At 69.3% G+C, this 24,846-nt stretch carries 23 protein-coding genes and 1 pseudogene; 13 read left to right on the top strand and 11 right to left on the bottom strand.

What is annotated here, in order from left to right; all coding sequences use genetic code 11:
* Positions 1-122: 122 nt before the first annotated feature.
* Positions 123-1,148, top strand: coding sequence for a GNAT family N-acetyltransferase (locus IEX89_RS04855; protein WP_188910220.1), 1,026 nt, complete (start codon positions 123-125; stop codon positions 1,146-1,148).
* A 7-nt stretch (positions 1,149-1,155) separates the two neighbouring features.
* On the opposite strand, the gene IEX89_RS04850 is transcribed toward IEX89_RS04855, so the two are convergent.
* The 4 genes from IEX89_RS04850 to IEX89_RS04835 form a co-directional block, all read right to left on the bottom strand.
* On the bottom strand, positions 1,156-1,530 hold the full coding sequence (locus IEX89_RS04850; RefSeq protein ID WP_188910218.1) for an HVO_A0114 family putative DNA-binding protein: 375 nt from the start codon (positions 1,528-1,530) through the stop codon (positions 1,156-1,158).
* Positions 1,527-1,970 (bottom strand): toxin-antitoxin system TumE family protein, encoded by a 444-nt coding sequence (locus IEX89_RS04845; RefSeq protein WP_210317579.1) that lies wholly within the window; start codon positions 1,968-1,970, stop codon positions 1,527-1,529. The genes IEX89_RS04850 and IEX89_RS04845 overlap by 4 nt, the downstream gene beginning before the upstream one ends.
* A gap of 71 nt (positions 1,971-2,041) precedes the next feature.
* Positions 2,042-4,240, bottom strand: a complete 2,199-nt coding sequence (locus tag IEX89_RS04840; protein WP_188910216.1) for a 3-hydroxyacyl-CoA dehydrogenase NAD-binding domain-containing protein — start codon at positions 4,238-4,240, stop codon at positions 2,042-2,044.
* A gap of 20 nt (positions 4,241-4,260) precedes the next feature.
* A complete protein-coding gene (locus IEX89_RS04835; protein ID WP_188910214.1) occupies positions 4,261-5,469 on the bottom strand; it encodes an acetyl-CoA C-acetyltransferase in 1,209 nt (402 codons plus the stop codon).
* Between the two features lie 202 nt (positions 5,470-5,671).
* Between IEX89_RS04835 and IEX89_RS04830 the strand changes: the two genes are divergently transcribed.
* On the top strand, positions 5,672-6,337 hold the full coding sequence (locus tag IEX89_RS04830; RefSeq protein ID WP_188910212.1) for a hypothetical protein: 666 nt from the start codon (positions 5,672-5,674) through the stop codon (positions 6,335-6,337).
* Positions 6,338-6,423: 86 nt separating this feature from the next.
* Here the strand turns inward: IEX89_RS04830 and IEX89_RS04825 are convergent, their stop codons facing one another.
* Positions 6,424-8,202 (bottom strand): acyl-CoA dehydrogenase C-terminal domain-containing protein, encoded by a 1,779-nt coding sequence (locus IEX89_RS04825; RefSeq protein ID WP_188910210.1) that lies wholly within the window; start codon positions 8,200-8,202, stop codon positions 6,424-6,426.
* Positions 8,203-8,433: 231 nt separating this feature from the next.
* Here IEX89_RS04825 and IEX89_RS04820 point away from each other — a divergent pair, with 231 nt between their 5' ends.
* Genes IEX89_RS04820 through IEX89_RS04810 form a run of 3 tightly spaced genes read left to right on the top strand, consistent with a single transcriptional unit; the run spans position 8,434 to position 12,648 of the window.
* Positions 8,434-9,150 carry a hypothetical protein gene (locus tag IEX89_RS04820; protein ID WP_188910208.1) on the top strand — a complete coding sequence of 239 codons (717 nt, stop codon included), beginning with the start codon at positions 8,434-8,436 and terminating at the stop codon, positions 9,148-9,150.
* Positions 9,147-9,695, top strand: a complete 549-nt coding sequence (locus IEX89_RS04815) for a hypothetical protein (RefSeq protein ID WP_188910206.1) — start codon at positions 9,147-9,149, stop codon at positions 9,693-9,695. The genes IEX89_RS04820 and IEX89_RS04815 overlap by 4 nt, the downstream gene beginning before the upstream one ends.
* The gene (locus IEX89_RS04810; protein WP_188910204.1) at positions 9,658-12,648 is read left to right on the top strand and encodes a calcium-binding protein; all 2,991 of its coding nucleotides are present in this window, start codon (positions 9,658-9,660) and stop codon (positions 12,646-12,648) included. Before IEX89_RS04815 ends, IEX89_RS04810 begins: the two co-directional genes overlap by 38 nt.
* Here IEX89_RS04810 and IEX89_RS04805 read toward each other — a convergent pair.
* Positions 12,611-13,567, bottom strand: a complete 957-nt coding sequence (locus IEX89_RS04805; RefSeq protein ID WP_210317578.1) for a DMT family transporter — start codon at positions 13,565-13,567, stop codon at positions 12,611-12,613. The genes IEX89_RS04810 and IEX89_RS04805 overlap by 38 nt on opposite strands.
* 169 nt (positions 13,568-13,736) lie before the next feature.
* On the opposite strand from IEX89_RS04805, the gene IEX89_RS04800 reads away from it, so the two are divergent.
* On the top strand, positions 13,737-14,903 hold the full coding sequence (locus IEX89_RS04800; protein ID WP_188910202.1) for an acetyl-CoA acetyltransferase: 1,167 nt from the start codon (positions 13,737-13,739) through the stop codon (positions 14,901-14,903).
* Positions 14,904-14,922: 19 nt separating this feature from the next.
* Here IEX89_RS04800 and IEX89_RS04795 read toward each other — a convergent pair whose 3' ends face one another.
* Complete coding sequence (locus IEX89_RS04795) at positions 14,923-15,759, bottom strand: protein-disulfide reductase DsbD domain-containing protein (protein WP_188910200.1); 837 nt, start codon at positions 15,757-15,759, stop codon at positions 14,923-14,925.
* Between the two features lie 229 nt (positions 15,760-15,988).
* Between IEX89_RS04795 and IEX89_RS04790 the strand changes: the two genes are divergently transcribed.
* Positions 15,989-16,570, top strand: coding sequence for a YqgE/AlgH family protein (locus IEX89_RS04790; RefSeq protein ID WP_188910198.1), 582 nt, complete (start codon positions 15,989-15,991; stop codon positions 16,568-16,570).
* Between the two features lie 140 nt (positions 16,571-16,710).
* On the top strand, positions 16,711-18,096 hold the full coding sequence (locus IEX89_RS04785; protein WP_188910196.1) for a glutamate--cysteine ligase: 1,386 nt from the start codon (positions 16,711-16,713) through the stop codon (positions 18,094-18,096).
* A gap of 52 nt (positions 18,097-18,148) precedes the next feature.
* Here IEX89_RS04785 and IEX89_RS24720 read toward each other — a convergent pair.
* Positions 18,149-18,325: pseudogene (locus tag IEX89_RS24720) on the bottom strand (DUF6894 family protein); the annotation flags it as partial.
* Positions 18,326-18,666: 341 nt separating this feature from the next.
* Between IEX89_RS24720 and IEX89_RS04780 the strand changes: the two are divergent.
* Together IEX89_RS04780 and IEX89_RS04775 are read left to right on the top strand one after the other, a co-directional pair.
* On the top strand, positions 18,667-19,140 hold the full coding sequence (locus IEX89_RS04780) for a hypothetical protein (protein ID WP_188910194.1): 474 nt from the start codon (positions 18,667-18,669) through the stop codon (positions 19,138-19,140).
* Positions 19,141-19,208: 68 nt separating this feature from the next.
* Positions 19,209-20,144, top strand: a complete 936-nt coding sequence (locus IEX89_RS04775) for a DMT family transporter (protein WP_188910192.1) — start codon at positions 19,209-19,211, stop codon at positions 20,142-20,144.
* Between the two features lie 21 nt (positions 20,145-20,165).
* On the opposite strand, the gene IEX89_RS04770 is transcribed toward IEX89_RS04775, so the two are convergent.
* Entirely contained in the window at positions 20,166-20,429 is a 264-nt protein-coding gene (locus tag IEX89_RS04770; RefSeq protein ID WP_188910189.1) for an accessory factor UbiK family protein, read from the bottom strand.
* Positions 20,430-20,659: 230 nt separating this feature from the next.
* Here IEX89_RS04770 and lgt point away from each other — a divergent pair, with 230 nt between their 5' ends.
* The 3 genes from lgt to pgeF are packed head-to-tail and all read left to right on the top strand — an operon-like array spanning position 20,660 to position 23,387.
* Entirely contained in the window at positions 20,660-21,523 is an 864-nt protein-coding gene (gene lgt, locus IEX89_RS04765) for a prolipoprotein diacylglyceryl transferase (RefSeq protein WP_188910187.1), read from the top strand.
* Positions 21,520-22,605: a class I SAM-dependent methyltransferase gene (locus IEX89_RS04760; protein WP_188910185.1), complete on the top strand. Its 1,086-nt coding sequence runs from the start codon at positions 21,520-21,522 to the stop codon at positions 22,603-22,605. Before lgt ends, IEX89_RS04760 begins: the two co-directional genes overlap by 4 nt.
* Positions 22,606-22,616: 11 nt before the next feature.
* On the top strand, positions 22,617-23,387 hold the full coding sequence (gene pgeF, locus IEX89_RS04755) for a peptidoglycan editing factor PgeF (protein ID WP_188910958.1): 771 nt from the start codon (positions 22,617-22,619) through the stop codon (positions 23,385-23,387).
* Between the two features lie 6 nt (positions 23,388-23,393).
* Here the strand turns inward: pgeF and IEX89_RS04750 are convergent, their stop codons facing one another.
* Together IEX89_RS04750 and IEX89_RS04745 are read right to left on the bottom strand one after the other, a co-directional pair.
* A complete protein-coding gene (locus tag IEX89_RS04750) occupies positions 23,394-24,152 on the bottom strand; it encodes an SDR family oxidoreductase (protein WP_188910183.1) in 759 nt (252 codons plus the stop codon).
* Positions 24,153-24,218: 66 nt separating this feature from the next.
* The gene (locus IEX89_RS04745) at positions 24,219-24,818 is read right to left on the bottom strand and encodes a glutathione S-transferase family protein (RefSeq protein ID WP_188910181.1); all 600 of its coding nucleotides are present in this window, start codon (positions 24,816-24,818) and stop codon (positions 24,219-24,221) included.
* Positions 24,819-24,846: the final 28 nt, after the last annotated feature.

Raw genomic sequence — 24,846 nt, 5'->3', positions numbered from 1 at the left:
CGACCGGCGCCCACCCCCGGCCGCGGCTGGCATGGTTTCTGAAACGTGAACGGCGCGGAGCGCTTTCGAGCGATCCGCCGTCCCGAAAGGGGACGCTCGTGCCAGCGTGGAGTATTCGAGCCATGTTCCTGTTCGCGTCGACGTCCGGCCTCTCGTCCCGCGGCGGTACGCACCGTGCGCCCGCCGCTTCGCCGATTCCGCGCATCCCGGTGGGCGGCTTCGGCATCGAGCTGCGCGCGAGCCTCGACCTCGATCAGGTGGCGAGCGCCTGGACCGCGCTCGCCCGCCGCGCCCTCGTCGCGAGCCCCTTCGCGGAGCACGCCCTCCTCGCCGCGGCGGCGCGGCACCTGCCCGAGGGGCGTCGCCTGCAGACGCTGCTCGTGTGGAGCGGCGAGACGCTCGTCGGGGTCGCGCCGACGCAGCTCGCGCGCTCGGGGCTCGGCCAGCGCCGGCTCGTGCCCTGGCGGGTCGATCTCCTGCCGGCGGCGACGCCGCTTCTCGACCGCGAGGTCGCGGGCCCGGCCATCGAGGCGATGCTGCGCTTCGCCCGCGAGCGCGGCACGCCGCTCGTCCTCGCCGACGCGCCGCAGGGCACGGCGCTCGCGCATCTCCTGCGCGCCGCCGGCCTCGCCGCCACTCCGTGTCCCGAGACCGTGCCGCAGGCCCTCGCCCCCGAGACGATGGCAGAGCCCACGGCCGCCATCGGCCTCGACATCCACGTCGCCCGCCACGCGAGCGAGATCCGCGACGCGGTGGAGACCTTCCTCGCGCTCGACGCGGAGACCGCGGGCGCCCAGCGCGAGCCCTTAAAGCGCGAGCCGATCGTGCGCGATCCCGGCCGGGCGAGCCTCGTTCGCACGGCGACGCGCCGGGCCGCGCGCGAGCGCGCCTGCCGCGTGGCGATCGCCCGCAGAGCGGGAGCGCCCGTCGCGGCGGCGATCCTCGTGCGCGATCACGTCTGGCTCACCGCACGCTCGCCGGAGAGCGCCCCGGCGCTCGCCGCGCTCCTCGCGCGCCGTCCGCCGATCGCGCCCACGCCGCGTACCGACTGGGCCGCGCTCCCCGCGGCGGCCCCGCGCCCCGCGATCCCGGGCCGCGCCCTGGCCGCGGCCCGCCGCCTCCTGCCGCAGCCGATGCGCGCGTCGTGAGGCGGCGTCAGGCGGCGGTGTAGGCTACCTTGTCGCTCATTGCGAACGGATCGATCTCAACGGTGATCGCACTCACGCGAGCGACCGGCACTCTCCGGTTTGCGACACGATCCATCGTGACGAGACCGATTGTTTCGAGCTTCGACAGCGTGCGAAGGACGTTCGGCTCGGCTCTTCCAGCCATGCGCGCGAGCTCCGCCACAGACCGGGGCTTACGATCGCGGATGACACTCAGCAGCTTGCGGTTCTCCGGTGTAAGCAACCGAACCAGCACTTCGGCCGACTCGACGCTGGGTAGAGCCGCGTCTGCGGGAGCCTCGCGCTCTCCGCGTGCGACCGCCCGCATCTCCGACGCGAGTTCTTTCATCGACTGAATTTTCATGGCTTGCGCGCTCCCATCTCGCCTTCATCGATCACGATCGTGGAGAGGCCTCTCTCGCTGAGATAGCGCTCGCACTCCGTGAAGAAGTCGTCCACGAGCTTATCCGCAGTGGTGAACGCGTATGGGCGCCCAGGATCGTCAGAGGTCCGATGCCAGTGATCATGCTCCCTGCTCGGCGAGCTGTGGCGGCCCGGCTTCACCGCATGTGCGTTGTCGAAGCCGATCACGCGACGTCCGAATTTGTCGTGCAGCGTGAACGAGTAACGTAGCCCATGCGGTCGTTCCGACGTGGGAGCGATCCGCCGGATCTCGAATTTCATCCAGTAACCGCCGTCCAGATGATGAATTCGGCCATCGAACGCGAGGAGGAACTCGATCGTATGGTCATCCGTGCGCGGCGAACCTAATTTCATATCCTGATATGATAGTGATTTATCCAACCGCGTCAACCTGGTCGGGTTTACGCGACACGTGGGACCGGGCGCGAAAGCTCGCGCCCGGTTGTCTCGTCTCACGCCGCCGGCTTCATCCGGCCGTAGAACGTCTCGCCGGTCTGCGCCATCTGCCGCAGGAGCGCGGGGACGCCGAAGCGGGCGCCGTGGACCGTGGCCAGGCGATCGGCCTTCTCGACGAAGGCCGTCGCGCCCATGAAGTCGATGTAGGAGAGCGCACCCCCGGTGAAGGGCGAAAAGCCGAAGCCGAGGATCGAGCCGACGTCCGCCTCGCGCGGGTCGACGATCACGCCTTCCTCCACGGTGCGGGCCGCTTCCAGCGCTTGGGCGACGAGGAGGCGGTCCTGCAATTCGGCGAAGTCGATCGTCTCACCCTCGCGCGTCGCCTTCGCCATGGCGGAGAGCCCCGGCCAGAGCCGCTTCTTGCCGCCTTCCGGGTAGTCGTAGAAGCCCTGTCGGTTCTTGCGCCCGAGCCGGCCCTCGCCCTCGACCATGGCAACGAGGAGCGCCTTCTGGTCGGCGTCCACGGCGCCCGCGCCGAGCTGCGCCTCGGTGGCCTCGACGATCTTGAGGGCGAGATCGAGCGCCACCTCGTCGTTGAGCGAGAGCGGGCCGACGGGCATGCCCGCCGCCTTGCCCGCGTTCTCGATCATCGCCGGCGGCACGCCCTCGACGAGCATCTTGTGCCCTTCGAGGATGTAGGCGCCCACGCAGCGATTGGCGAAGAAGCCGCGGGCGTCGTTGACGACGATGGGCGTCTTCTTGATGGCGCGCACGAAGTCGAGGGCGACCGCGAGCGCCTCGTCGCCCGTCTGCTCGCCCATGATGATCTCGACGAGCATCATCTTCTCCACCGGCGAGAAGAAATGGATGCCCACGAAGCGCTCGGGCCGCGCGGAGGCCTTCGCCAGCCCCGAGATCGGCAGCGTCGAGGTGTTGGAGCCGAAGATCGCCCGCTCGCCCACCGCCGCCTCGACCTTGGCGATCACCTCGGCCTTAACCTTCGGATCCTCGAACACCGCCTCGACCACGAGATCGCAGCCGGCGAGCGCGGCGTAGTCGTCGCAGGCGGTGATGCGCGCGAGGAGCGCGTCGCGATCGGCGGTCTTGGCGCGGCCCTTCATGACCTGGTCGGTCATGAGCTTGTGCGAGTAGGCCTTGCCCTTCTCCGCGGCCTCCATGTCGCGATCGACGAGGACGACCTCGAAGCCCGCGTTGGCCGAGACGTAGGCGACGCCCGCCCCCATGAAGCCCGCGCCGACGACGCCGATCTTCTCGAGCTTCGTCTCGCCGACCGAGGCCGGGCGCCGGGCGCCCTTGTTGAGCTCGCCCATGGAGACGAACAGCGTGCGGATCATCGCCGCCGCCTCCTTCGAGCGCAGGATCTGCGCGAAGTAGCGGGACTCGACCTTCAGCGCGAGGTCCATCGGCAGCTGCAGGCCCTCGTAGACCGATTGCAGGATGGCCTTGGCAGCGGGGTAGTTGTCGTTGGTCTCGCGGCGGTAGATGGCGTTGGCGGCGGGCCAGATCTGCATGCCGGCCGGCGAGTAGACCTTGTTCGAGGGCAGCTTGAAGCCCTTCTGGTCCCACGGCGCCACCGCGGAGCCGCCGTCGCGGATCCAGGCCTTGGCCGTGTCGACCAGCTGCTCGTGCGGCACGACCTGATGAACGAGGCCCATGTTGCGGGCCATCAATCCCTTGATCTGCTGGCCCTTGAAGAGCATCTGCAGCGCGTCGCCGGTCTGCATCAGCCGCGCCACGCGCTGCGTGCCGCCGGCGCCGGGGAAGAGCCCGACCTTGATCTCGGGCAGCCCGACCTTGGTGCGGTCGTGGTCGCACACGATGCGCTGATGGCAAGCCAGCGCGAGCTCGAAGGCGCCGCCCAGGCAGGTGCCGTGGATCGCCGCGACGAACGGCTTCCCGCAGGTCTCGAGCCGCCGGTAGAGCAGGGTGAGCCGGCGCGATTCCTCGAAGAAGACGCGCATCGCCTCCTCCTCGCCCTTGTCGGCGGCGAGCTTCGCATGCATGGCGCGCAGGCCCTGGAGCATGGTGAGGTCGGCGCCGCCGGAGAAGTCCTTCTTGCCGGACGCGATCACGCAGCCCTTGATCGCGTCGCTCGCGGCGACGTGCTCGATCACCTGCGAAAGCTCGTCCATCACCTGGGGGGTGATGACGTTCATCGAGCGCTCGGGCATGTCCCAGGTGAGGAGCGCGATGCCGTCGGAATCGGTCTCGAAGCGGAAGTTGGTGAGGTCCATGGTCGTGTCTCCCGGCTCTCTCAGACGCGCTCGATGATGGCGGCGGTGCCCATGCCGGCGGCGACGCACAAGGTCACGAGCGCCGTCTGCTTGCCTTGGCGCTCGAGCTCGTCGAGCACCGTGCCGAGCACCATGGCGCCGGTGGCGCCCAGCGGATGGCCCATGGCGATGGCCCCGCCATTGACGTTGACGATTCCCGGATCGAGGTCGAAGGCCTGGATGTAGCGCAGCACCACCGAGGAGAACGCCTCGTTGATCTCGAAGAGATCGATGTCGTCCTTCGTCATGCCCGCCTTCTTGAGCACGAGCTCGGTCACGTCGACGGGACCCGTGAGCATCAGCGCGAGATCCGAGCCGATGGAGGCGAAGGCCTTGATGCGGGCGCGGGGCGTGAGGCTCGCCATCTCGCCGGCCTTCTTCGAGCCCACCAGCACGGCGGCCGCGCCATCGACGATGCCCGAGGAATTGCCCGCGTGGTGGACGTGGCGCACCGCCTCGACGTCGGGATGCGCCGCGATCGCCACCGCGTCGAAGCCCGCCATGTCGCCCATCTGCTCGAAGGCCGCCTTGAGGCCGCCGAGCGACTGCATGTCGGTCGACGGCCGCATGTGCTCGTCCTTGGCGAGGATCGTGAGCCCGTTCACGTCGCGCACCGGCACGACCGACCTGGCGAAGCGACCCTCGTCCCAGGCCTTGGCCGCGCGCTTCTGGCTCTCCACGGCGAAGGCGTCGACGTCGTCGCGCGAAAAGCCGTACTTGGTGGCGATGAGGTCCGCCGAGATGCCCTGGGGAAGGAAATAGGTGTCGATGGCGAGCTTCGGGTCGACCGGCCAGGCGCCGCCGGAGGCGCCCATGCCGATGCGCGACATGGATTCGACGCCGCCGCCGATGGCCATCTCCTTCATGCCGCTCATCACCTGGGCGGCGGCGAAGTTGACGGCGTCGAGGCCCGACGCGCAGAAGCGGTTGATCTGCACGCCCGGCACCTCCTTGCCGAAGCCGGCCTTGAGCGCGGCGGCGCGGGCGATGTCGCCCCCCGCCTCGCCCACGGGATCGACGCAGCCGAGCACGACGTCCTCCACCATCACCGGCGGCAGGTGGTTGCGCTCCTGGATCGCCTGGAGCGTGGTGACGGCGAGATCGACGGCGGGCACCTCGTGCAGGGATCCGTCGGGCTTGCCGCGCCCACGCGGGGTGCGGACGTGATCGTAGATGTAGGCCTCGGTCATGATGTTTCCTCGCGCTTCCTCGTCGGGTATGGATGAGTGCTGATTGTAGAAGCTATTTACTATAACCTTTTCGCAGAATGCATTCTCATGGACCTAGTGAGATAGAGTTTACCAAACTCAAAGTTATCAATATTATCTGGAATCATGACTCCCAAATGTTGTATGCATCCGATGCGGCATACAGACGACGGGAGCATATGGCATGACCTCTACGATGAATGTGGGTACCGAGAATCGGGTGGATTCCACCCGTGATCGGGAGCGTACGAACGTCCAGAGCACCTCCGATTTCCAGCGCGCTTTCGGCGAGGAGCTCGGCCTCGGCGATGCCGACGGTGAAACCTCCGCCGATGGAGACCTCGGCTTCGATGCGCAGCGGCTCTTCGATCGCATCGACACCAACGACGACGACGTCGTCGATCGCGACGAGCTGACCACGTTCCTCACCGACCTGATCCCGGGTCTCCAGGGAGTGCTCGACCCCGAGGAGCTGTCGGCCGAGGAGGAGGCCGCCGCCGAGGAGGCCGCGCCCGCGCCCGCGCCCGCGGCGGCCCCCGCTGCCGGTCCCGCTCCCGCTCCCGCCGGAGAGAGCGCGGAGGCGGGAGGTCTCGACAAGCTGATCGAGGCCCTCGACCTCAACGGCAACGGCAAGCTCGATCCGGAAGAGCTCATGATGCTCATCGCGCTCCTCGTGAAGCTCGGGCCGGAGGGCCTCGAGGCCCTGCAGGGTATCGAGGGCATAGAGGATCTCCAGGGCCTGCTCGGAGAGGACGGTCTCGGCACGCTCGGCGAGGGCACCGGCATCGACCTCTCCTCCATGCTCGGCATGACGCCCGGCACCTCCACGCCCACCGGCACGATGCTCTGAGCCGGCGGCGAAACGATGAGCACCGAGGCGCCGAATGCGGGGAGGGGGAGCGATCCCCCTCCCGGGAACGACGGCACCGGCGCTCCTCAGAACGCGTCGGCGGCGAGCGCCATCGTCGTGTCCGCGCCCGCCGAGATGCGCGCCAGCTGGGCGGCGGTCTCGGGCATCAGGCGCTCCATGTAGAAGCGCCCGACGACGAGCTTCTCCGCCATGCCCGGCTCGCCTTCCTTCGCGAGCGCGGCCTTCGCCATCAGGCCCCACATGTAGCCCATGGCGACGAGGCCGAACATGTGCATGTAGTCGGTCGCGCCCGCGCCCGCATTGTCGGGCTTGGCCATGGCGTTGTTCATGAACCACATGGTCGCCTGCTGGAGACGGCCGAGACCCTCGCCGAGCGGGCCGACATAGGGCTGCATCGCGGGGTCGGAGGCGTTCGCCTTGCAGAAGGCCTCGACCTCGCCGAAGAACGTCATCACCGCGCGCCCGCCGTCCTTGGCGAGCTTGCGGCCGACGAGATCCATGGCCTGGATGCCGTTGGCGCCCTCGTAGATCATGGTGATGCGCGCGTCGCGGACGAACTGGGACATGCCCCATTCCTCCACGTAGCCGTGCCCGCCGAACATCTGCTGGGCCTTCACGGCGTTGTCGAAGCCGAGATCGGTGAAGACGCCCTTCACCACGGGCGTCATCAGGCCGAGGAAGTCGAGCGCCTTCTGGCGCGCGGCCGCGTCCGGGGAGCGGTGGGCGATGTCGCTTTCCAGCGCGGTGCGCAGGATGAGCGCGCGCGCCGCCTCGTTGATCGAGCGGATCGTCATCAGCGTGCGGCGCACGTCCGGGTGGACGATGATCGGGTCGGCCGGGCCGTCGGGGTTCTTCGGGCCGGTGAGCGAGCGGCCCTGCAGGCGGTCCCTCGCGTAGGCGACGGCGTTCTGGTAGGCGACCTCGGAGACCGCGAGCCCCTGGACGCCCACCGCGAGGCGCGCCTCGTTCATCATCACGAACATGGCGGCGAGGCCGCGATTCTCCTCGCCGACGAGCCAGCCGGTGGCGCCGTCGTAGTTCATGACGCAGGTGGCGTTGCCGTGGATGCCCATCTTGTGCTCGAGCGAGCCGCAGGAGACGCCGTTCCTCTCGCCGAGCGACCCGTCGTCGTTCACGAGCACCTTGGGCACGACGAAGAGCGAGATGCCCTTCGTGCCCTGAGGCGCGCCCTCGATGCGGGCGAGCACCAGGTGGACGATGTTCTCGGTGAGGTCGTGCTCGCCCGCCGAGATGAAGATCTTCGTGCCGGTGATGGCGAACGAGCCGTCGCCGTTCGGCACGGCCTTGGTCTTGATCAGCCCGAGATCCGTGCCGCAATGGGGCTCGGTCAGGTTCATCGTGCCCGACCAGGTGCCCTCGACCATCTTGGGCAGGTACCTCGCCTTCTGCTCGGGCGAGGCGTGCTCGATCAAGGCGGCGACGGCGCCCATGGTGAGCCCCGGATACATGGCGAGCGCCAGGTTCGCCGCGGAGGCGAATTCCTGCATCACCGTGTTGAGCGTGGAGGGCAGGCCCTGCCCGCCGAGCTCCTCGGGCACGGAGAGCCCGAGCCAGCCGCCCTGGACGTAGGCGTCGTAGGCCTCGCGGAAGCCCTTGGGCGTCGTCACCCGCCCGTCGGCGTGGCGCGTGCAGCCCTCCTGGTCGCCCGACAGGTTCACGGGCGCGAACGACGTCTCCGTGAGCTTGGCGCCCTCCTCGAGGATCGCGGCGACCGTGTCCGGCGTCGCCTCGGCGAAGCCCGGCAGGTCCGCGTGACGCGACAGGTCGAGCACGTCGTGGAGGATGAAGGACGTGTCCGCGACGGGGGCCTTGTAGACCGGCATGGGCTCTCTCCCTCTCAGCGTTCGGGACGCCCGACCGGTGTCGGCGCCCCGTGGATGGTTCATATGTAAACTATCTCGGCGGGGTTGGCTAGGGGGAGGGGTGGGGCGTTCGTGTGGCGCAGTCGCGAGCCCGGAGACGTCCCACCGCCGGATGTCGTATTTTACGGTTGCAGGCCCGGATGGGATGCGCTATCACGAGCGCAATCTCTGGTTTGCGTTCCCGAGTTGGCTATGAACCGTCTCCTCAACGAGATCGCCTACCGTGGCTTCTGCACGTGGATGGCACTCGCCACCGTCTGGGCCTACAGGATTCAGTCCCCTCTGAGCTGGACCATGATCGGGCTGGCCGCCGCGGTCGATATCGCGGCGCTCGTGGTGCCGCGGAGGCGAAGCGAGGGGCAGCGTTTTCGTGTGCCGATCACCGACGTTGTCGCCGCAGCTACGATTGGTGTACTCGCCCTGTTAGCGGTGACGGCGCCGTTCATACAAAATCTATGCGACACAACGACTGTATCGAATCTCAATAGATACGTTCCTATTATTGATATCCAGCTTAACGTCTTCGGAGGTGCCTGCGAAGCTCATTTTGGCTATTCAGTTGCGTGGAGTATTTTTGTTTTCTTTTTTTCGATAAATGCAATTACTGTGATCTCAAGGATTCATAATTTGTTCGCGCGCCCTGTTCCGATAGGTTTGGGCGTGATGCCAATGTTAGTAAACCCCAAAAAGGTGCGTTCTCCAGGTGTTTGGCTATTGGCTATTGGTGTGATAGGACTTGCATTATTCGCAACATTAAGTTTTGATCCGGAAGGAAGAAGTATTGTCTATATTGCACCGATGCGTATCCTAGATTTGTTTGTAGTATCATTTGTTATGTCACTGACACTTATGTTAGTGAATTCGCTTTTCGTTGTGTGGGAAGATCGAAATTGGGGTATAAAGCGATGACGACGAGCCAAACGAATCAGAATTCCTTTTTATACGACCCGCGTTACTGGGGTGGAACTGCTATAGGTTTTGGTGGAGGCGCGTACAGCGTCCTGCGCGAGATTGGCATCGCAGCTCTCGGCAACGTGCCGCAAGCTAGGCTTGCCAAAACACTGTTCGAGATCAATGGAATCGTGATCTCCTTGGGTCTTGGAGCTGCTGGTGGCGGCCTTGCAGGCAGCCCGATCAACGGCATCGCTGCGAGTGCGCTCGGGATTGCTGCTACAGGCGCGTTCGCCGCTGCTCTGGGCGGTGGAGTAACGGCTATTGCAGTCGGCGTTCTCGCGGCTGCCGCCTTCGATTTGGTTTTGACTCAGAACGGGATCGATCTTGGAAACTTGGTCGATCCGAATTCTTCCGAACGGCAGAAAATCGACGATTTCTCACAGGCTATTCAGGATCTCGTGTCCGATGGTCTGAACAGCGCTAGCCAAAGACATCTCTCTCAGAGACGCCTTCAACACGGCTTTGCAAGCGCTCGGCCAATGGCTCCTCGACGTCGGTGAAGACTTCCTCAGCGACCTGTGGGATCTGCTCGACCCGTTCAACACCGATCAGCGCATCCCGGACTGGCTGCGCGACCTCTTCGACAATCCTCCGATCTCGCCGCTCGTGCTCGACCTCGACGAGGACGGGATCGATCTCGTCACGCTCGACGAATCGAGCGCGTATTTCGACCTCGACGTCGACGGCTTCGCCGAGAAGACCGCCTGGATCGCGGCCGACGATGCGTTCCTCGCCTACGACAGGAACGGCAACGGCGTGATCGACGATCGCTCGGAGCTGTTCGGCGGCGAGACCGAGGACGGCTTCACCGCCCTCGCACGCGAAGATTCCAACGGCGACGGCATCATCGACGCCGCCGACCCCGTCTTCGCGAGCCTCCTGCTCTGGCGCGACGCGGACGGCGATGGCGTGACCGATCCGGGCGAGCTCCAGAGCCTCGCGGACGCCGGCATCGTCTCCATCGACCTCGACGCCGCCTTCATCGACCGCTGGATCGGCGGAAACTGGTTCAGCCACGAGAGCACCTACACGCTGGTCGACGGTACCAGCGCGTCGGTGGTCGACGTCTGGTTCGAGAACGATCAGCTGCTCACGCTCTACACCGGGGGCGGCGCGTCCACGCTCGACCCGGCCGCCGCGCGCCTGCCCGACCTCGCCGGCTACGGCACCGTGCCGGACCTCTCCATCGCCCTGTCGCAGCAGCCTGCGCTGGCGCAGGCGATCCGCGACCTCGTCCTCTCGGCATCGTCGAGCACCGTCGAGCAGATGCGCGACGGCTTCGAGGCCGTCTTTCTCGCCTGGACTGGTGCAGACGGCGCGGACCCCGACGGGCGCGGCTTCTTCATCGACGGTCGCCATCTCGCCGCGCTCGAAGCGTTGCACGGCCGCAGCTATATCGCCTTCGACGGTACGACCACGCCAGGTAACCGCGCGGGCAGCATGCTCGAGGCGTATTACGACGAAGTCATGCAGGGTATGTTCGCCCGGTTCATGGCTCAGGTTCCGTATTCGCACGCGCTCTTGCTGCTTGAGGGGGGCGCTTCGGCCGAGCTCGCCCTCGACCTGCCATTCGCGTCGGTGCGGTACCTCGACTACGATGTGCGCTCGGACTCGCTCACCGCGGACTACGGCTCGATCGTCCCGGTGATTATCGACGCCTTGCTGGGCACGGCCGACGACGAAGACGTCGCGGCTCTGGACATCGGCGCCAATCTTGCCCAGCTAGGTGCTATTCTCGGCTCCGGATCGGAGCTTCTCGAGCTGCAGCTGGCCAACGAAATTCGTGCGGCGGCCGACGCCGTCGGGCTCGGTGCGGTCATCGAGATGCTGATTCCGAACCTCGTCACCGGCCGTATGGTCGCGACGACGTCCGGTGACGACGTTGTCGTCGGCGGCAGCGCTTCGGATGTGCTCGCTGGCGGGCTGGGAGACGACGTGCTGCGGGGCGACGACGGAAGCGATAACTACGTCTGGTCCCACGGCGACGGCGCGGACGTGGTGGAGGACGGGCTCTACGACGGCCGCACCGACCGGCTGATCCTCGCCGACGTGGCGGCGGGCTCGGTGAGCCTCTCGCGCGACGGCAACGACCTGATCGTCACCATCGCGGAGAGCGCGCCGGCCGCCGGCGACGGCGGCTCGGTCCGGCTGGTGGATTCCATCGACGACGACCGTGAGACCGGCGTCGAGCAGATTGTGCTCGGCGACGGCGAGGTCTGGGATCGGCAGCGGTTCCGGGTCGAGCTCGTCAGCGCGAGCGAAGGTGACGACCTCCTCTACGGCGGCGAGGCGGGCGAGAGCTTCGATGGTCTGGGAGGTAACGACCAGATCTTCGCCGCGGGGGGTAACGACGATCTGAACGGCGGCACCGGCGACGATCTCCTCGACGGCGGCGCCGGGGACGACGTGCTCGCCGGCGGGGAGGGGGCGGATACGCTCGTGTTCCGGCTGGGCGACGGGCAGGACCAAGTCTGGGGCTTCGATCCGAGCGTGGATCGCATCGCGCTCGACGGGCTCGCGCCGCAGGACATCCGGTTCGAGGATTTCGGCGGCGCCTCCCAGATCACCGGCGCCGACGGGACGCATTTCTACTTCCACGGCCTCACCGGCATCCTGCGCAGCGACATCGTCTTCGTCTCGGCCGCGGACGGGAGCGTGCTCGACGCCTCCGCGCCCCGCGAGATCGTCGGCGGCACGGGCGACGACGTGCTCGTCGGCGGTGCCGAGCCCAACACCCTCCTCGGTGGTGCGGGGAACGACACGTTGAACGGCATCGCGGGCGCGAACACGCTCGACGGAGGTGCCGGCAACGACACGCTGATCGCGGGCTCGGGGGCGGATACGCTCGTCTTGCGCCTCGGCGGCGGGCAGGACGAGGGCTGGGCCTTCGACCCGACGACCGACCGCATCGCGCTCGACGGGCTCACGCCCGATCAGGTGACGTTCGCGGATTTCGGCAACGCCTCGCAGATCACCGCCGCCGACGGCAGCTTCGTCTACTTCCACGGCCTCACCGGGTTCGCCAAGGAGGATCTCGTCTTCGTCGATCTCGCCACGGGCGCCGTCCTGCCCGTCGGAGCGACGGCGATCGACGGCACGGCGGGCGACGACAGCCTCGTCGGCACAGGCGCGAACGAGATCATCTCGGGGCGCGCGGGCGCGGACTTCCTGTGGAGCAACGGCGGGACGGACACGCTCGACGGCGGGACGGGCGACGACTTCCTGCGCGCCGGGTCCGGCGCGGACACGATCGTGTTTCGCTCGGGCGACGGCGCGGACGTCGTCGAGCTGTTCGACCTCGCCAGCGATCGCATCGACCTCGTCGACGTGGACGAGGCGGATCTCGCCTTCTGGGAGGACACGACCGGCACGCTGATCTCGGCGCCCGACGGCACCTCCCTGTGGCTGATCGGGATCACGGGGGTGCAGCCGGGCGGGTTCGCGTTCGTGTGAGGGCGCGCCGTGCGGATCTTCCTGCGCGCCGTGCGACCTGCCGCTCGCGCAGGAAGATGTACACGCCCGCGCCCACGATGATCATCGCGCCGATCACGAGGGCGGGGCGGGGGACGTCGCCGAAGACGAGCCAGCCGAGCACGCCCGCGAAGAGGAGCAGCGTGTACTGGTAGGGGACGACGGTGCCGGCGTCGGCGAGCTTGAAGGCGCGGTTCACGCAGATGTGGCCGAGCATGGACAGCACGCCGAGCAGCGCGAGCAGCCCCACGTCGAAGGGCGTCGGCGAGACCCAGGCGAAGGGCGCGAGCACGAGCCCGGCCAGCCCCGCGCCGGTCGTCTGCCACAGGACGAGCGTCGTGTCCGGCGTGCCGCGCAGGACGCGCGACAGCAGCATCATGCCCGCGAACGCGAGGCTGCCGACGATGCACACTCCGGCCGCCGGCGAAATGCTCGCGCGCGAGGGCTCGAGCGCGACGAGGACACCGACGAAGCCCACCGCGATGGCGCTCCAGCGCCGCCAGCCGATCCGCTCGCCGAGCACGAGCGGGGAGAGCGCCGCGACCCAGATGGGCGCCGCCATCCAATAGGTCAGCACGTCCGCGAGCGGCAGCGCCGAGACGGCGACGTAGAAGCAGAACACTTCGAGGGTCGAGAGCGCGACCCGCAGCGCCTGGAGGCCCGGCCGCTCCGGGGCGAGGAGCGCCCGCGGGCTTGCGCGCATCAGGAAGGGCGCGAGCACGATCAGCGCCGCGAGGCTGCGGATCAGCAGCACCTGCCCGGCGGAATAGGTCGCCACCAGCCATTTGCCGAGCGTGTCGTTGATCGCGAAGATCAGCATGGCGGCCAGCATCACGAGGATGCCGGCGCGCGCGCCGGGCGTGCCGAAGGCGGAGAGCGCGGAGGCGCCGGGGGCGGGCATCGGGGAGGGTCTCGAGACGGGTTGTCGTCACCGACCCTAGCGCGTCTCACGAACCGTGAGAACGGCTCGGCGCGCATGCCCCTCGCTCCGGACCCCTTGCTCGGCGCGTTCGGCGAACGCACATTGAGCCCGCAACGAACAGCGCGATCCGCGTCCGGGAGAGAACGCCATGAAAGCCGCCATCGTGGGCTGGGCCCACACGCCCTTCGGCAAGCACGACGCCGAGACCGTCGAGAGCCTGATCGTGCGCGTCGCCCGCGAGGCGCTGGAGCACGCCGAGATCGGGGCCGAGGACATCGACGAGATCGTGCTCGGCCATTTCAACGGCGGTTTCTCGGCGCAGGACTTCACCGCCGGGCTGGTGCTGCAGGCCTCCGACCTCTTCCGCTTCAAGCCCGCGACGCGCGTCGAGAACGCCTGCGCGACGGGCTCCGCCGCCGTTCAGCAGGCGTTGAAGACGATCGAATCGGGCCGGGCGCGGCGCGTCCTCGTGGTGGGCGTCGAGCAGATGACGACGACGCCCGGCCCCAAGATCGGCGAGACCCTGCTCAAGGCCTCCTACCTGCCCGAGGACGGCGACACGCCGGCGGGGTTCGCGGGCGTCTTCGGCAAGATCGCGGCGGCCTATTTCCAGCGCTGGGGCGACCAGTCCGACGCGCTCGCGGGCATCGCCGCCAAGAACCACGCCAACGGCGTCGAGAACCCCTACGCGCAGATGCGCAAGGATCTCGGCTTCGACTTCTGCCGCGCCGAGAGCGAGAAGAACCCCTTCGTCGCCGGCCCGCTGAAGCGTACCGACTGCTCGCTCGTGTCGGACGGTGCGGCGGCGCTCGTGATCGCCGACATGGACGCTGCCGCGACGGCGCCGCGCGCCGTGGGCTTTCGCGCCACCGCGCACGCGCAGGACTTCCTGCCGATGTCCAAGCGCGACATCCTGAGGTTCGAGGGCTGCGCCGTCGCCTGGCAGCGCGCGCTCGCGGAAGCGGGGATCACGCTCGACGACCTCTCCTTCGTCGAGACGCACGATTGCTTCACCATCGCCGAGCTCATCGAGTACGAGGCGATGGGCCTCGTGCCGGAAGGGCAGGGCGCCCGCGCCGTCGCCGAGGGCTGGACGCGCAAGGACGGCCGGCTGCCGGTCAACCCGTCCGGCGGCCTCAAGGCCAAGGGGCACCCGATCGGCGCCACGGGCGTGTCCATGCACGTGCTCTCGGCGATGCAGCTCGTCGGCGAGGCCGGCGGCATCCAGGTGAAGGACGCGCGCCTCGGCGGCATCTTCAACATGGGCGGCGCCGCGGTGGCGAACTACGTCTCGGTGCTCGAGCGCGTGCGCTGAGCCCGTTGGCGCGGACCGCTCAGTCCAGCAGCGCGGACGTCTCCACCTCGATGGCGGCGTCCGCGCCGATCAGCGTGAGGCGCAGCGGGAAGGGGCCCTGCGCGCCCCGCGGACGATGGACGACGTCGAGGCTGAAGACGCCCTCGGCATCGGCGGCCTCGGAGGCGGCGAGGAACCAGCTCCCGTCCGGCCCCTCCGCGAGGAGCATGGCGTCGCGCGGCGCGCGCACGCGCACCGCGAGCGTGTCCTCGCCCGTGGGCGAGACGTCGAGGATCGCGAGCGGCCCCTCGGTCTCGCCGAGCGGGGTCGCCTCGGGCACGGTGGCGAGCGCCTGCGCGACGGCGGGCGTGCTCGCCGCCGGCTCGGGCGGCAGCGTCAGGGAGACGTCGGCGGTGGCGGGAATGCAGATCTCCTTGCACACGCCGTAGAAGAGCGACAGCGAGAGCGTCGCCGGACGCGCGGGATCCTCGGGCGTCACCTTCACCGGCACCACCACGTGCTCGAGATAGCCGTAATAGAAGCCGAACGGGTCCTCGAAGCGCGCCGGCGCCGGCCAGAGCACCTCGACGTCCGCCACGTTCTGCGAGCCCGACCAGTCGAGCTCCGCCGGGATGCCCGAATCGCCCGGCGTGCGCCAGTAGGTCTTGTAGCCCGCCTCCATCTCGATCTCGATTCCCGCCCAGCGCTCCTGCGGCACGGCGTCGCCCGAAACGAGGCGGGCGCGGGAGGCGTGGTCGTCGGACCATTGCGACGCCCCCGTCGGCGCGGCCTCGGCGCCGGGCGCGACGACGCCCACCAGGGCGAAGGTCGCCGCGGCGAGGAGGAGGTTCGGCAGGAGCGAGGGGATGAGGGACATGGCGAATGCGGTCTCGCGTTCACTTCGAGAGGGCGCGGGGATCGCGGCGGCGGAACTCCCGGCGTCACCCACGGCTTCAATGTCGGCATCGGCCCGGCGTTTCGCCACCCACGTTCGCGTGAGCGATGCTCACGTGCGTGCAAGGGCGGCGCGCCGGGCTCTTTTCGCGGCGCGCGCCGCGGCGTAGCATGACGCTCGTGATGCACGGCTCGCGGAAGGGATCGCGCCCATGGCCGCCTATCTTGACGGACAGCTCCTCCTCGCCATGCCCGGCATGGGCGACGAGCGGTTCGAGCGAACGGTGATCTACCTCTGCGCTCATTCGGCGGAGGGGGCGATGGGCATCGTCATCAACAAGCCCTCGGGGGACGTGAAGCTGCCCGATCTCCTGGTTCAGCTCGAGATCATCCCCGCCGAGGAGACGATCCGCCTGCCTGCGCGGGTGGGCGACATGAAGGTGATGATGGGCGGGCCCGTCGAGACCACCCGCGGCTTCGTCCTGCACTCGCCGGACTTCTTCCTCGATCAATCGACGCTGCCCATCGACGGCGACATCTGTCTCACGGCCACGGTCGACATCCTGCGCGCCATGGCCCGCGGGCGCGGACCGGACCGCGCGATGTTCGCGCTCGGCTATGCCGGATGGGGCGCGGGGCAGCTCGAGACGGAGATCCAGAAGAACGGCTGGCTCTCCTGCCCGGCGGATCCGGACATCGTCTTCGGCGCGAGCGCGGAGACGAAATACGAAAGTGCGTTTCGCAAGATCGGGGTCGATCCCGCGATGCTCTCGCCCGTCGCCGGGAACGCCTGATCGCGCGTCGCCTTGCTCCCTCCTGGCGTAGATGCCGATCGGCATGCGCGCGAGCGCAATTGCGGCGCTGGGCCGAAGCGCCTAAGTACACGCTCCGGCGCGCTCCCGAGAGCCGTCATGGTCCCCGACGAGGTTCGTACATGGCCCGCGACGTTTCCGATGCGACGCCGATCACCTCGCGCGACGCCCTCGTCGCGTGGGTCGCGGAGGGGGAGAAGCCCCGCTCCGCCTGGCGGATCGGGACCGAGCACGAGAAGATCCCCTTCTACCGCGCGGATGCGAGCCCCGTCCCCTTCGCGGGCGACAACGGCATCGAGGCGCTGCTCGCGGGGCTCCAGCGCGAGACCGGCTGGGAGCGCATCGAGGACGACGGCAACCTCATCGGCCTGTTCGAGGGCGAGGGCGGCGGCGCCGTCTCCCTCGAGCCGGGCGGCCAGTTCGAGCTTTCCGGCGCTCTCCTCTCCGACGTGCACGAGACGCGCGACGAGCTCGACACGCATCTCGCCCAGACATTCCGCGTGGCGGAGCCGCTCGGCATCGGCTTTCTCGATCTCGGCATGAGCCCGCTCTGGCGCCGCGAGGCGACGCCGATCATGCCCAAGAGCCGCTACCGCATCATGATGGGCTACATGCCCAAGGTCGGGCGCCTCGGGCTCGACATGATGCTGCGCACCGCGACCGTGCAGGTGAATCTCGACTTCTCGAGCGAGGCGGACATGGTCAAGAAGCTGCGCGTGTCGCTCGCGCTGCAGCCCGTCTCGACGGCGCTCTTCGCCAACTCCCCCTTCAGCGACGGCGCGCCCAACGGCTTCCTCTCCATGCGCTCGCAGATCTGGACGGACACCGATCCCGATCGCACGGGCATGATGCCCATCGCCTTCGAGGACGGCTTCGGCTACGAGCGCTACGTCGATTGGCTGCTCGACGTGCCGATGTATTTCGTCAAGCGCGAGCGCTACCACGACGTCGCCGGCGCGAACTTCAAGGACCTGCTCGCGGGGCGCCTGCCGCAGCTGCCCGGCGAGATGGCGACGCGCTCGGACTGGGCGAACCACGTCTCGACCGTGTTCCCGGAAGTGCGCATCAAGCGCTTCCTGGAGATGCGGGGGATGGATGCCGGGCCGCGCAGCCATCTGATCGCCGCGCCCGCCCTGTGGGTGGGGCTCCTCTACGACGACGTCGCGCTCGACGCCGCCTGGGACCTCGTCAAGGGCTGGAGCGCGGAGGATCGCGAGCGCCTGCGCGCCGACGTGCCGCGTCTGGGCCTAGACGCCACCGTCGCGGGACGGCCGCTCGTCGAGGTCGCCCGGGAGGTTCTCGCCATCGCGCGCGCGGGTCTCGCCCGGCGCGGGATCACGGATGGGCTTCGTCGTGACGAGAGCGCGTATCTCGATCCGCTGGACGAGATCGCGCAGTCCGGGCGGCCGCGGGCGCGCGTTCTGCTCGAGCGCTATCGCGATGCGTGGAACGGCTCCGTCGCGCCCGCCTTCCGGGAGTGTGCGCTGCTCGATCCTGCGCCCGCGTGAGCGTGGTCTCGCGCGCCTCTGCGAAGCCGACGCGATCGCACTCGCCGGCCTCGTCGTAGACGTAGACCGCCCATTCGTCCCAGCGCGGGTAGTGCGGCAGCAGCGCCATCATCTCCCGCGCGAAGGCGATCGCGCCTGCGCGCATCTCGCCGGTGCGGCGGGAGCGGCGGCCTTCGCGGTCGACGACGAGGTGGACGCCGTCGCTTGCGTGTAGGTAATGGACGTTCACGGATGCCTCCGTTGGTTCGACGTCCCGACTGCACCCCCGGTCTTCCCTTTGTTACCTTTACGATTCGGCCTGACGCCGCGAAATGCACGCGTCTGCGAGTCGCTTTTGCGCACTCTCCCCGGCTTCCCCGTTATCCACAGGGGTGACAGCCGCGTTTTGCCGGCGATGCACCCGCTGCGCGATCCGGCGACCCCCGTCTTTCGGAGCCGTTGCCGGCAATCCGGTGGAACCCTATCTTCACGTCCGGGAAGCAGAATCGCGAAGCGGCGCTTCCCCAAGCCGATGGCCGTGAGAACACGGCCGGGACCGGGCGGAACGTCGCCGATGGGGGAATTCGAGAGATGCTGACGCGAAGCGACCTTCCCGAGGAGCCCGTGGCCCTCACGATCCGCGGGGCCGAGGGGCACGAGCACAAGGTCACCGTCGGCCGTCGTGCCGCGGGTGGCGTGAGCCTCACCTGTTCGTGCGCGATGTTCTCGCGCGAGACCTGGTGCCGCCATACGGTGGACGTGCTGTGCATGCGCCTGCGCGCCCTCGGGATCACCGATCCGGACGCCGAATTCGCGCTCGAGACGGCGGTCATGGGCACCAAGGCCGAGGACGTGGCGCACGAGCTCGACCGCGCGCTCATCGCCTATTCCCGCGCGCTGGAGCGCCTCGACGCGAGCCGCTCGGCGAGCCTCGCCGCCGACGCCATCGAGACGATGGCCGGCATCGCCCGCGATCTCGCGGACGCGGCGACGACGTTGGCGGACGCGGCGCTGCGCTTCCGCCGCGCCCTGGCGGCCGCCCCGGAGACCGATCGTTTGCCATAAGCGGCGTTGACGCCTGGCATCACTAGAAGTCGTTTGCCACGGCTCGTTGCGTCGACTAGCACGGAGCGATGAAGGACATCGCCGCCGCGCCCGCCGCATCCTCGACGCCAGCACCGTCCCGAGACCTCGATCTCGGGGCGATCGGGCTCTACGTCACCGTGGTTTTCTCCTGGGGCGTGAGCTGGATCGCGCTCAAGGCGCAGCTCGGCGTCGTCGCGCCCGAGGTGTCGCTGCTCTGGCGCTTCCTGATCGCGGCCGCGATCATGCTCGTGTGGGTAGGCTTCCGCCGCGATCGCATGCGCTGGCCGCTGGGCGTCCACCTGCGCTTCGCCGCGGCCGGCTGCCTGATGTTCTCCATGAACTTCGTGATGTTCTACTATGGCGGGCTGCAGATCCCCTCGGGCCTGCTGGCCGTCGTGTTCTCCCTCGCCTCGATCTCGAACCTCGTCCTGGGTGCGCTCGTCCTGAAGCAACCGCTGGAGACGCGCGTCGCGCTCGGCGGCGCCATCGGGGTGGCTGGCGTCGCGCTGCTCTACTACCCGCAGATCGCGGGCTCGGGCATCGATCTCGCCGCCGCGGCGGGGCTCGGCCTGTGCCTCGCGGCCACGCTCTCGTTCTCGCTCGGCAACATCGTCTCCGCGAGCCTCCACGGACGCGGCGTGCCGCTGCTGGCCGCAAACGCCTGGAGCATGGTCTACGGCGCCACCGCGCTCCTCGCGCTGAGCCTCGTGCGCGGCCAGGACTTCATCGTCGAATGGACCTGGCCCTATCTCGGCGGGCTCGCCTTCCTCGCGATCTTCGCCTCCGTCATCGCCTTCGCGTCCTACGTGACGCTGCTGCGGCGCATCGGGCCGGCGCGGGCGGGCTACGCGACCGTCATGTTCCCCATCGTCGCGCTCGCCGTCTCGACGGCGGTGGAAGGCTACGTCTGGACGCTGCCGGCCGTCCTCGGCGCGGCGCTGGCGCTGGCCGGCAACGTCGTCGTCCTGGCGCGCCGGCGCTAGAGCGTGCCGGCCCCGTCCCGCTCAGTCCGGCCGGCTCGTGAGCTTGACGAGGCGCGCCTCGAGCTCGTCGACGCGCAGCGCGAGCTTCTGGGCCTCCTCGCGCGCGGCGATGGCGATCTCGCGGGTCGCCTCGTATTCCTCGCGGGAGACCACGTCCATGTCCTTGACGATCCGCTCGAGCTGAGCGCGCATCACGGCGTCGATCTCGCGCCGCACGCCTCCCGCGGCCCCGGCCGCGTCCGAGAACAGGCGGGAGAGGTCGTCGAGAATGCGGTTCTGGTTCATGGTTCGCCGTCCTTCTTACGCCGTTCGGGTCGAAGCGCGGCACGCGGGTGCCGCCACGCGATACATGGCGGCACGGGCTGCCGGACGCAACAGGTCGCGCCGAGCCGTCACGCCGTGCAGCGCGTCGTGCACCGCGTCGTCCTGCGGCCCTTGACGCCCTTGCGCAAACCCTGCACCTCCGCGACCATCCGATTCGCGCCCGCGACGCGGGCGCAAGGTTGCGAGGCCGCATGCCGTTTCCCGACATCGATCCGATCGCCATCGCGATCGGTCCCATCGCCATCCGCTGGTACGCGCTCGCCTATATCGCGGGGCTGACCATCGGCTGGTGGGGCGCGCGGCGGCTCGTGCGGGCGGACGGGCTCTGGGGCGCCGTGCGCCGGCCGGACGGCGTCGCCATCGACGATCTCGTCGTGTGGGTGGCGCTCGGGCTCATCCTGGGCGGGCGGCTCGGCTACGTGCTGTTCTACAATCTGGAGGCCTATCTCGCGAACCCGCTCGAGATCCTCGCCGTCTGGCGCGGGGGCATGGCCTTTCACGGCGGCCTCGCCGGCGCCATCGTGGCGATGATCCTGTTCGCCCGCGTGCGCGGCTTGCCGGTGCTGCCGATCTTCGACGTCGTGGCCGTGGTGACGCCCATCGGGCTCTTCTTCGGGCGCATCGCGAACTTCATCAACGGCGAGCTCTGGGGCCGGCCGGCGCCGGACTTCCCCTACGCCGTCGTCTTCCCGCATGGCGGCGACGTGCCGCGCTACCCCTCCCAGCTCATCGAGGCGGGCACGCAGGGCGTGATCCTGCTCGTCGTCATGCTGATCGCGGTGAAGATCGCGGGATTCCGCAGGCCGGGCCTGATCGCGGGGATCTTCGGCATCGGCTACGCCGTCGCGCGCATCGTGTCCGAATTCTTCCGCGAGCCGGATCCGCAGCTCGGCTTCCTGTTCGGGCGCGAGGTGGATGCGCTGTCGGGCGGCATAACCATGGGCATGCTCCTGTCGATCCCCGTCCTGCTGGGCGGCATCGCTCTCGTCGTCGTCGCCCGCTCCGGCGCGACCCGCCGTGGCGCCCTCGCGGACGGGGAGGCGCCCTCCGCATGACGCCGCTCGAGCGCGAGATCCGCACGCTCATCGCCGTCGAGGGGCCGATCCCCGTGTCGCGGTACATGGCGCTGTGCCTCGGCCACCCGACGCACGGCTACTACATGACCCGCGACCCCATCGGCATGGCGGGCGACTTCGTCACCGCCCCCGAGATCAGCCAGATGTTCGGCGAGCTCGTCGGCTTGTGGGCGGCGCAGACCTGGATCGACCTCGGCCGCCCCTCGCCCTTCGCCCTCGTCGAGCTCGGCCCGGGACGCGGCACGCTGATGGCGGATGCGCTGCGCGCGGCGAAGGTGGCGCCGGGCTTCCTCCAGGCGGCGGCGGTGCACCTCGTGGAGACGAGCCCCGTCCTGCGCGCCCGCCAGCGGGCGACGCTCGCGAGCCCGCCCGCGGCGCTCGGCGGCGGCGTGCACTGGCACGCGAGCTTGGACGACGTGCCCGACCGCCCCGTGATCGCGCTCGCCAACGAGTTCTTCGACGCGCTGCCGATCCGCCAGGTGGTGCGCGATCGCGGCGCCTGGCGCGAGCGGCTGGTCGGCATCGACGCCGGCGGCGCGCTCGCCTTCGGCCTCGCCCCGGACGCCGACCCGAGCGTCTCGTACGATGCGCCCGACGGTGCCGTGCTCGAGATCGCGGCCGCCGGCGCCGCGGTGATGCGCGCGCTCGCGGCGCGGATCGTGGCGTGCGGCGGCGCGGCGCTCGCGATCGACTACGGCCACGCCCGCACCGGCTTCGCCGACACGCTCCAGGCCGTGCGGCGCCACGCCTTCGCCGATCCGCTGGTGGATGCGGGGGAGGCGGACGTGACGGCGCATGTCGACTTCGCCCAGCTCGCGCAGGCCGCGCAGGATGCGGGGGCGCGGGTCTTCGGGCCGGTCACGCAGGGCGCGCTCCTGCGCGCGCTGGGCATCGAGCACCGCGCCCGCACGCTCGCCTCGCGGGCGAGCGCGAAGGCCTCCGAGGAGATCGGCGCCGCGCTGACGCGGCTCGCCGGGGAGGGGGAGGACGACATGGGCGTCCTGTTCAAGGCGCTCGCCGTCGCGCATCCGCGGCTTTCGGCCTGCGCGGGTTTCGCATGAGGATCGATGGAATGGTGATCAGCGCGCAGGCTCTCCCGGGCGACGGCCCCGTGCGCCACGCCTTCTTCACCCGCGAGGGCGGCGTGTCGGAGGGGCTCTACGCGAGCCTGAACGGCGGGCTCGGGTCCGCGGACGAACGCGCGCGCGTGCTGGCGAATCGTGCGCGCATGGCCGAGCATCTCGGCGTCGCTCCCGAGGCGCTGGTGAGCCTGCATCAGGTGCATTCGCCCGACGTCGTCGTCGTCGAGGCGCCGATCGCGGCGGACGCGCGGCCCAAGGCCGACGCCATGGTGACGCGCAAACCCGGCCTCGCCCTCGCGATCCTCACCGCCGATTGCGGGCCGATCCTCTTCGCGGACGCGAAGGCGGGCGTCATCGGCGCCGCGCATGCGGGCTGGCGCGGCGCGCTCGGCGGCGTCGCGGAGGCGACCGTGGACGCCATGGAGCGCCTGGGCGCCGCGCGCGAGCGCATCGTCGCCGTCCTCGGCCCCACGATCGGGCAGGGGGCCTACGAGGTCGGGGGCGAGCTGCGGGACGCCTTCCTGGCGGACGACGCGAGCGCGGAGCACGTCTTCGCGCCGGGTGCCCGGGAGGGCAAATGGCAGCTCGACCTGCCGGCCTACATTCTCGCGCGTCTCGCCCGCGCCGAAGTGGGCGCGGCACACGACCTCGCGCGCTGCACCTATTCGGACGAGGGCCTCTTCTACTCCTACCGCCGCGCGACGCATCGCGCCGAGCCGGATTACGGCCGCCTCGTCTCGGCCATCGCGCTCACGGCGTGATGCGCCTCACTCGCGGATGCCGACAACGTCCGGCGTCTCCCAGGCGAGATGCTGGCCGCCGTCCAACGCGATCATCTGGCCGGTGACGCTGCGCGCGCGCGTCAGGTAGATCAGCGCCTCGCAGACTTCTTCCGGCGAGGAGGACCGGCGCAGCGGCACGGCCGCGAACTGCTTGGCGAAATCCTCGTCCCCCTGGCGCGGGCTCGTCAGAGTCGGCCCCGGGCCGATGGCGTTGACGCGGATGCGCGGGGCGAGCGCGCGGGCCATGGTGCGCGTCGCCGTCCAGAGGGCGGACTTGGCGATCTGGTAGGAGAAGAAGTACGGCGTCTCCTTCCACACCCGCTGATCGAGGATGTTGACGACGAGGCCCTCGGTGTCCTCCGGCAGCTGCGCGGCGAGGTCGCGGGCGAGGATCAGCGGGGCGGTGAGGTCGACGGCCAGCGTGCGCTGGTAGCGCGCGAGATCGAGGGTCTCGATGCGGTCGTCCTCGAATTCGCTCGCATTGTTGACGAGGAGGTCGAGGGGGCCGAGCGCGGTGGTCGCCGCCGCGATCATGCCGGCGACGGCGTCGGCATCCGAGAGGTCCGCCTGGACGACCGTGGCGCGCCCGCCCGCCGCGCCGATGGCCTGCGCCAGCGCCTCCGCGTCGACGACGGAGGCGTTGCAATGGATCGCCACGCGATAGCCTTCCGCGGCGAGCCGCTCGACGATCGCCCGGCCGATCCGCTTCGCCCCGCCCGTCACCAGAGCCGCCTTCGGCGCCATTGCGTGTCTCCCGCGTCACGTGTGCAGGAGATACGCGCGATCGGCGCCGATGGATGCGCGAAAGCCTCAGGCCGGCGTCGTCTTGCCGTAGGCCGGGACGCGGGCGGTGAAGCCGTCGAGCCAGGCGACGAGGTTCGGGTAAGACGCGCGCCAGGTGCCCTGGAAGCGGAAATCGAGATAGCCGAGCGCGCAGGCGAGCGCGATGGTGCCCGCATCGAGCGCGTCGCCGATGGCGCCCACCTTCGCCTCCAGATGATCGAGCGCGCGCGTGACCTTCTCGGCCTGATAGGCGACCCACGTCGCCTCGCGGCGCTCCTCGGGACGGTAGCGAACCTCGTAGACCTGAAGGATCGCCGCGTCGATCAGCCCGTCCGCCAGGGCCTGCAGCGTGAGCACCTGGAAGCGCCCGGTGCCCGCCGGGATCAGCCTGCCGCCACCGGCCACGTGGTCGAGAAACTCGACGATGACGGGCGAATCGTAGAGCGCCGTGCCGTCCTCGGTGAGGAGGACCGGGATCTTGCCCACGGGATTCTGGCGGCGCAGGTCGTCGTTCGGGTCGGACGTGTCCGCGGGCACGATCTCTATCCGATCGGAGAGACCGAGCACGGAGGCGGCGATCTTGACCTTGCGGCCGAACGGGGAAGCGGGCGACGTACGCAGGATCATCGGGACATCCTCGACCTTGGAGACGGCA

The sequence above is a fragment of the Salinarimonas ramus genome, assembly GCF_014645695.1.
In the GTDB taxonomy this organism is placed as follows: domain Bacteria; phylum Pseudomonadota; class Alphaproteobacteria; order Rhizobiales; family Beijerinckiaceae; genus Salinarimonas; species Salinarimonas ramus.
The sequence above is the reverse complement of the archived record's forward strand: the minus strand, read 5'-3'. Positions and strand labels throughout refer to the sequence as shown.

Excerpts from the sequence above, each read along its gene's own strand:
- IEX89_RS04855 (WP_188910220.1), top strand. The coding sequence starts at position 123 with ATGTTCCTGTTCGCGTCGACGTCCGGCCTCTCGTCCCGCGGCGGTACG.
- IEX89_RS04850 (WP_188910218.1), bottom strand. The coding sequence starts at position 1,530 with ATGAAAATTCAGTCGATGAAAGAACTCGCGTCGGAGATGCGGGCGGTC.
- IEX89_RS04840 (WP_188910216.1), bottom strand. The coding sequence starts at position 4,240 with ATGGACCTCACCAACTTCCGCTTCGAGACCGATTCCGACGGCATCGCG.
- IEX89_RS04835 (WP_188910214.1), bottom strand. The coding sequence starts at position 5,469 with ATGACCGAGGCCTACATCTACGATCACGTCCGCACCCCGCGTGGGCGC.
- IEX89_RS04830 (WP_188910212.1), top strand. The coding sequence starts at position 5,672 with ATGACCTCTACGATGAATGTGGGTACCGAGAATCGGGTGGATTCCACC.
- IEX89_RS04825 (WP_188910210.1), bottom strand. The coding sequence starts at position 8,202 with ATGCCGGTCTACAAGGCCCCCGTCGCGGACACGTCCTTCATCCTCCAC.
- IEX89_RS04820 (WP_188910208.1), top strand. The coding sequence starts at position 8,434 with ATGAACCGTCTCCTCAACGAGATCGCCTACCGTGGCTTCTGCACGTGG.
- IEX89_RS04815 (WP_188910206.1), top strand. The coding sequence starts at position 9,147 with ATGACGACGAGCCAAACGAATCAGAATTCCTTTTTATACGACCCGCGT.
- IEX89_RS04805 (WP_210317578.1), bottom strand. The coding sequence starts at position 13,567 with ATGCCCGCCCCCGGCGCCTCCGCGCTCTCCGCCTTCGGCACGCCCGGC.
- IEX89_RS04800 (WP_188910202.1), top strand. The coding sequence starts at position 13,737 with ATGAAAGCCGCCATCGTGGGCTGGGCCCACACGCCCTTCGGCAAGCAC.
- IEX89_RS04795 (WP_188910200.1), bottom strand. The coding sequence starts at position 15,759 with ATGTCCCTCATCCCCTCGCTCCTGCCGAACCTCCTCCTCGCCGCGGCG.
- IEX89_RS04790 (WP_188910198.1), top strand. The coding sequence starts at position 15,989 with ATGGCCGCCTATCTTGACGGACAGCTCCTCCTCGCCATGCCCGGCATG.
- IEX89_RS04785 (WP_188910196.1), top strand. The coding sequence starts at position 16,711 with ATGGCCCGCGACGTTTCCGATGCGACGCCGATCACCTCGCGCGACGCC.
- IEX89_RS04780 (WP_188910194.1), top strand. The coding sequence starts at position 18,667 with ATGCTGACGCGAAGCGACCTTCCCGAGGAGCCCGTGGCCCTCACGATC.
- IEX89_RS04775 (WP_188910192.1), top strand. The coding sequence starts at position 19,209 with ATGAAGGACATCGCCGCCGCGCCCGCCGCATCCTCGACGCCAGCACCG.
- IEX89_RS04770 (WP_188910189.1), bottom strand. The coding sequence starts at position 20,429 with ATGAACCAGAACCGCATTCTCGACGACCTCTCCCGCCTGTTCTCGGAC.
- lgt (WP_188910187.1), top strand. The coding sequence starts at position 20,660 with ATGCCGTTTCCCGACATCGATCCGATCGCCATCGCGATCGGTCCCATC.
- IEX89_RS04760 (WP_188910185.1), top strand. The coding sequence starts at position 21,520 with ATGACGCCGCTCGAGCGCGAGATCCGCACGCTCATCGCCGTCGAGGGG.
- pgeF (WP_188910958.1), top strand. The coding sequence starts at position 22,617 with ATGGTGATCAGCGCGCAGGCTCTCCCGGGCGACGGCCCCGTGCGCCAC.
- IEX89_RS04750 (WP_188910183.1), bottom strand. The coding sequence starts at position 24,152 with ATGGCGCCGAAGGCGGCTCTGGTGACGGGCGGGGCGAAGCGGATCGGC.
- IEX89_RS04745 (WP_188910181.1), bottom strand. The coding sequence starts at position 24,818 with ATGATCCTGCGTACGTCGCCCGCTTCCCCGTTCGGCCGCAAGGTCAAG.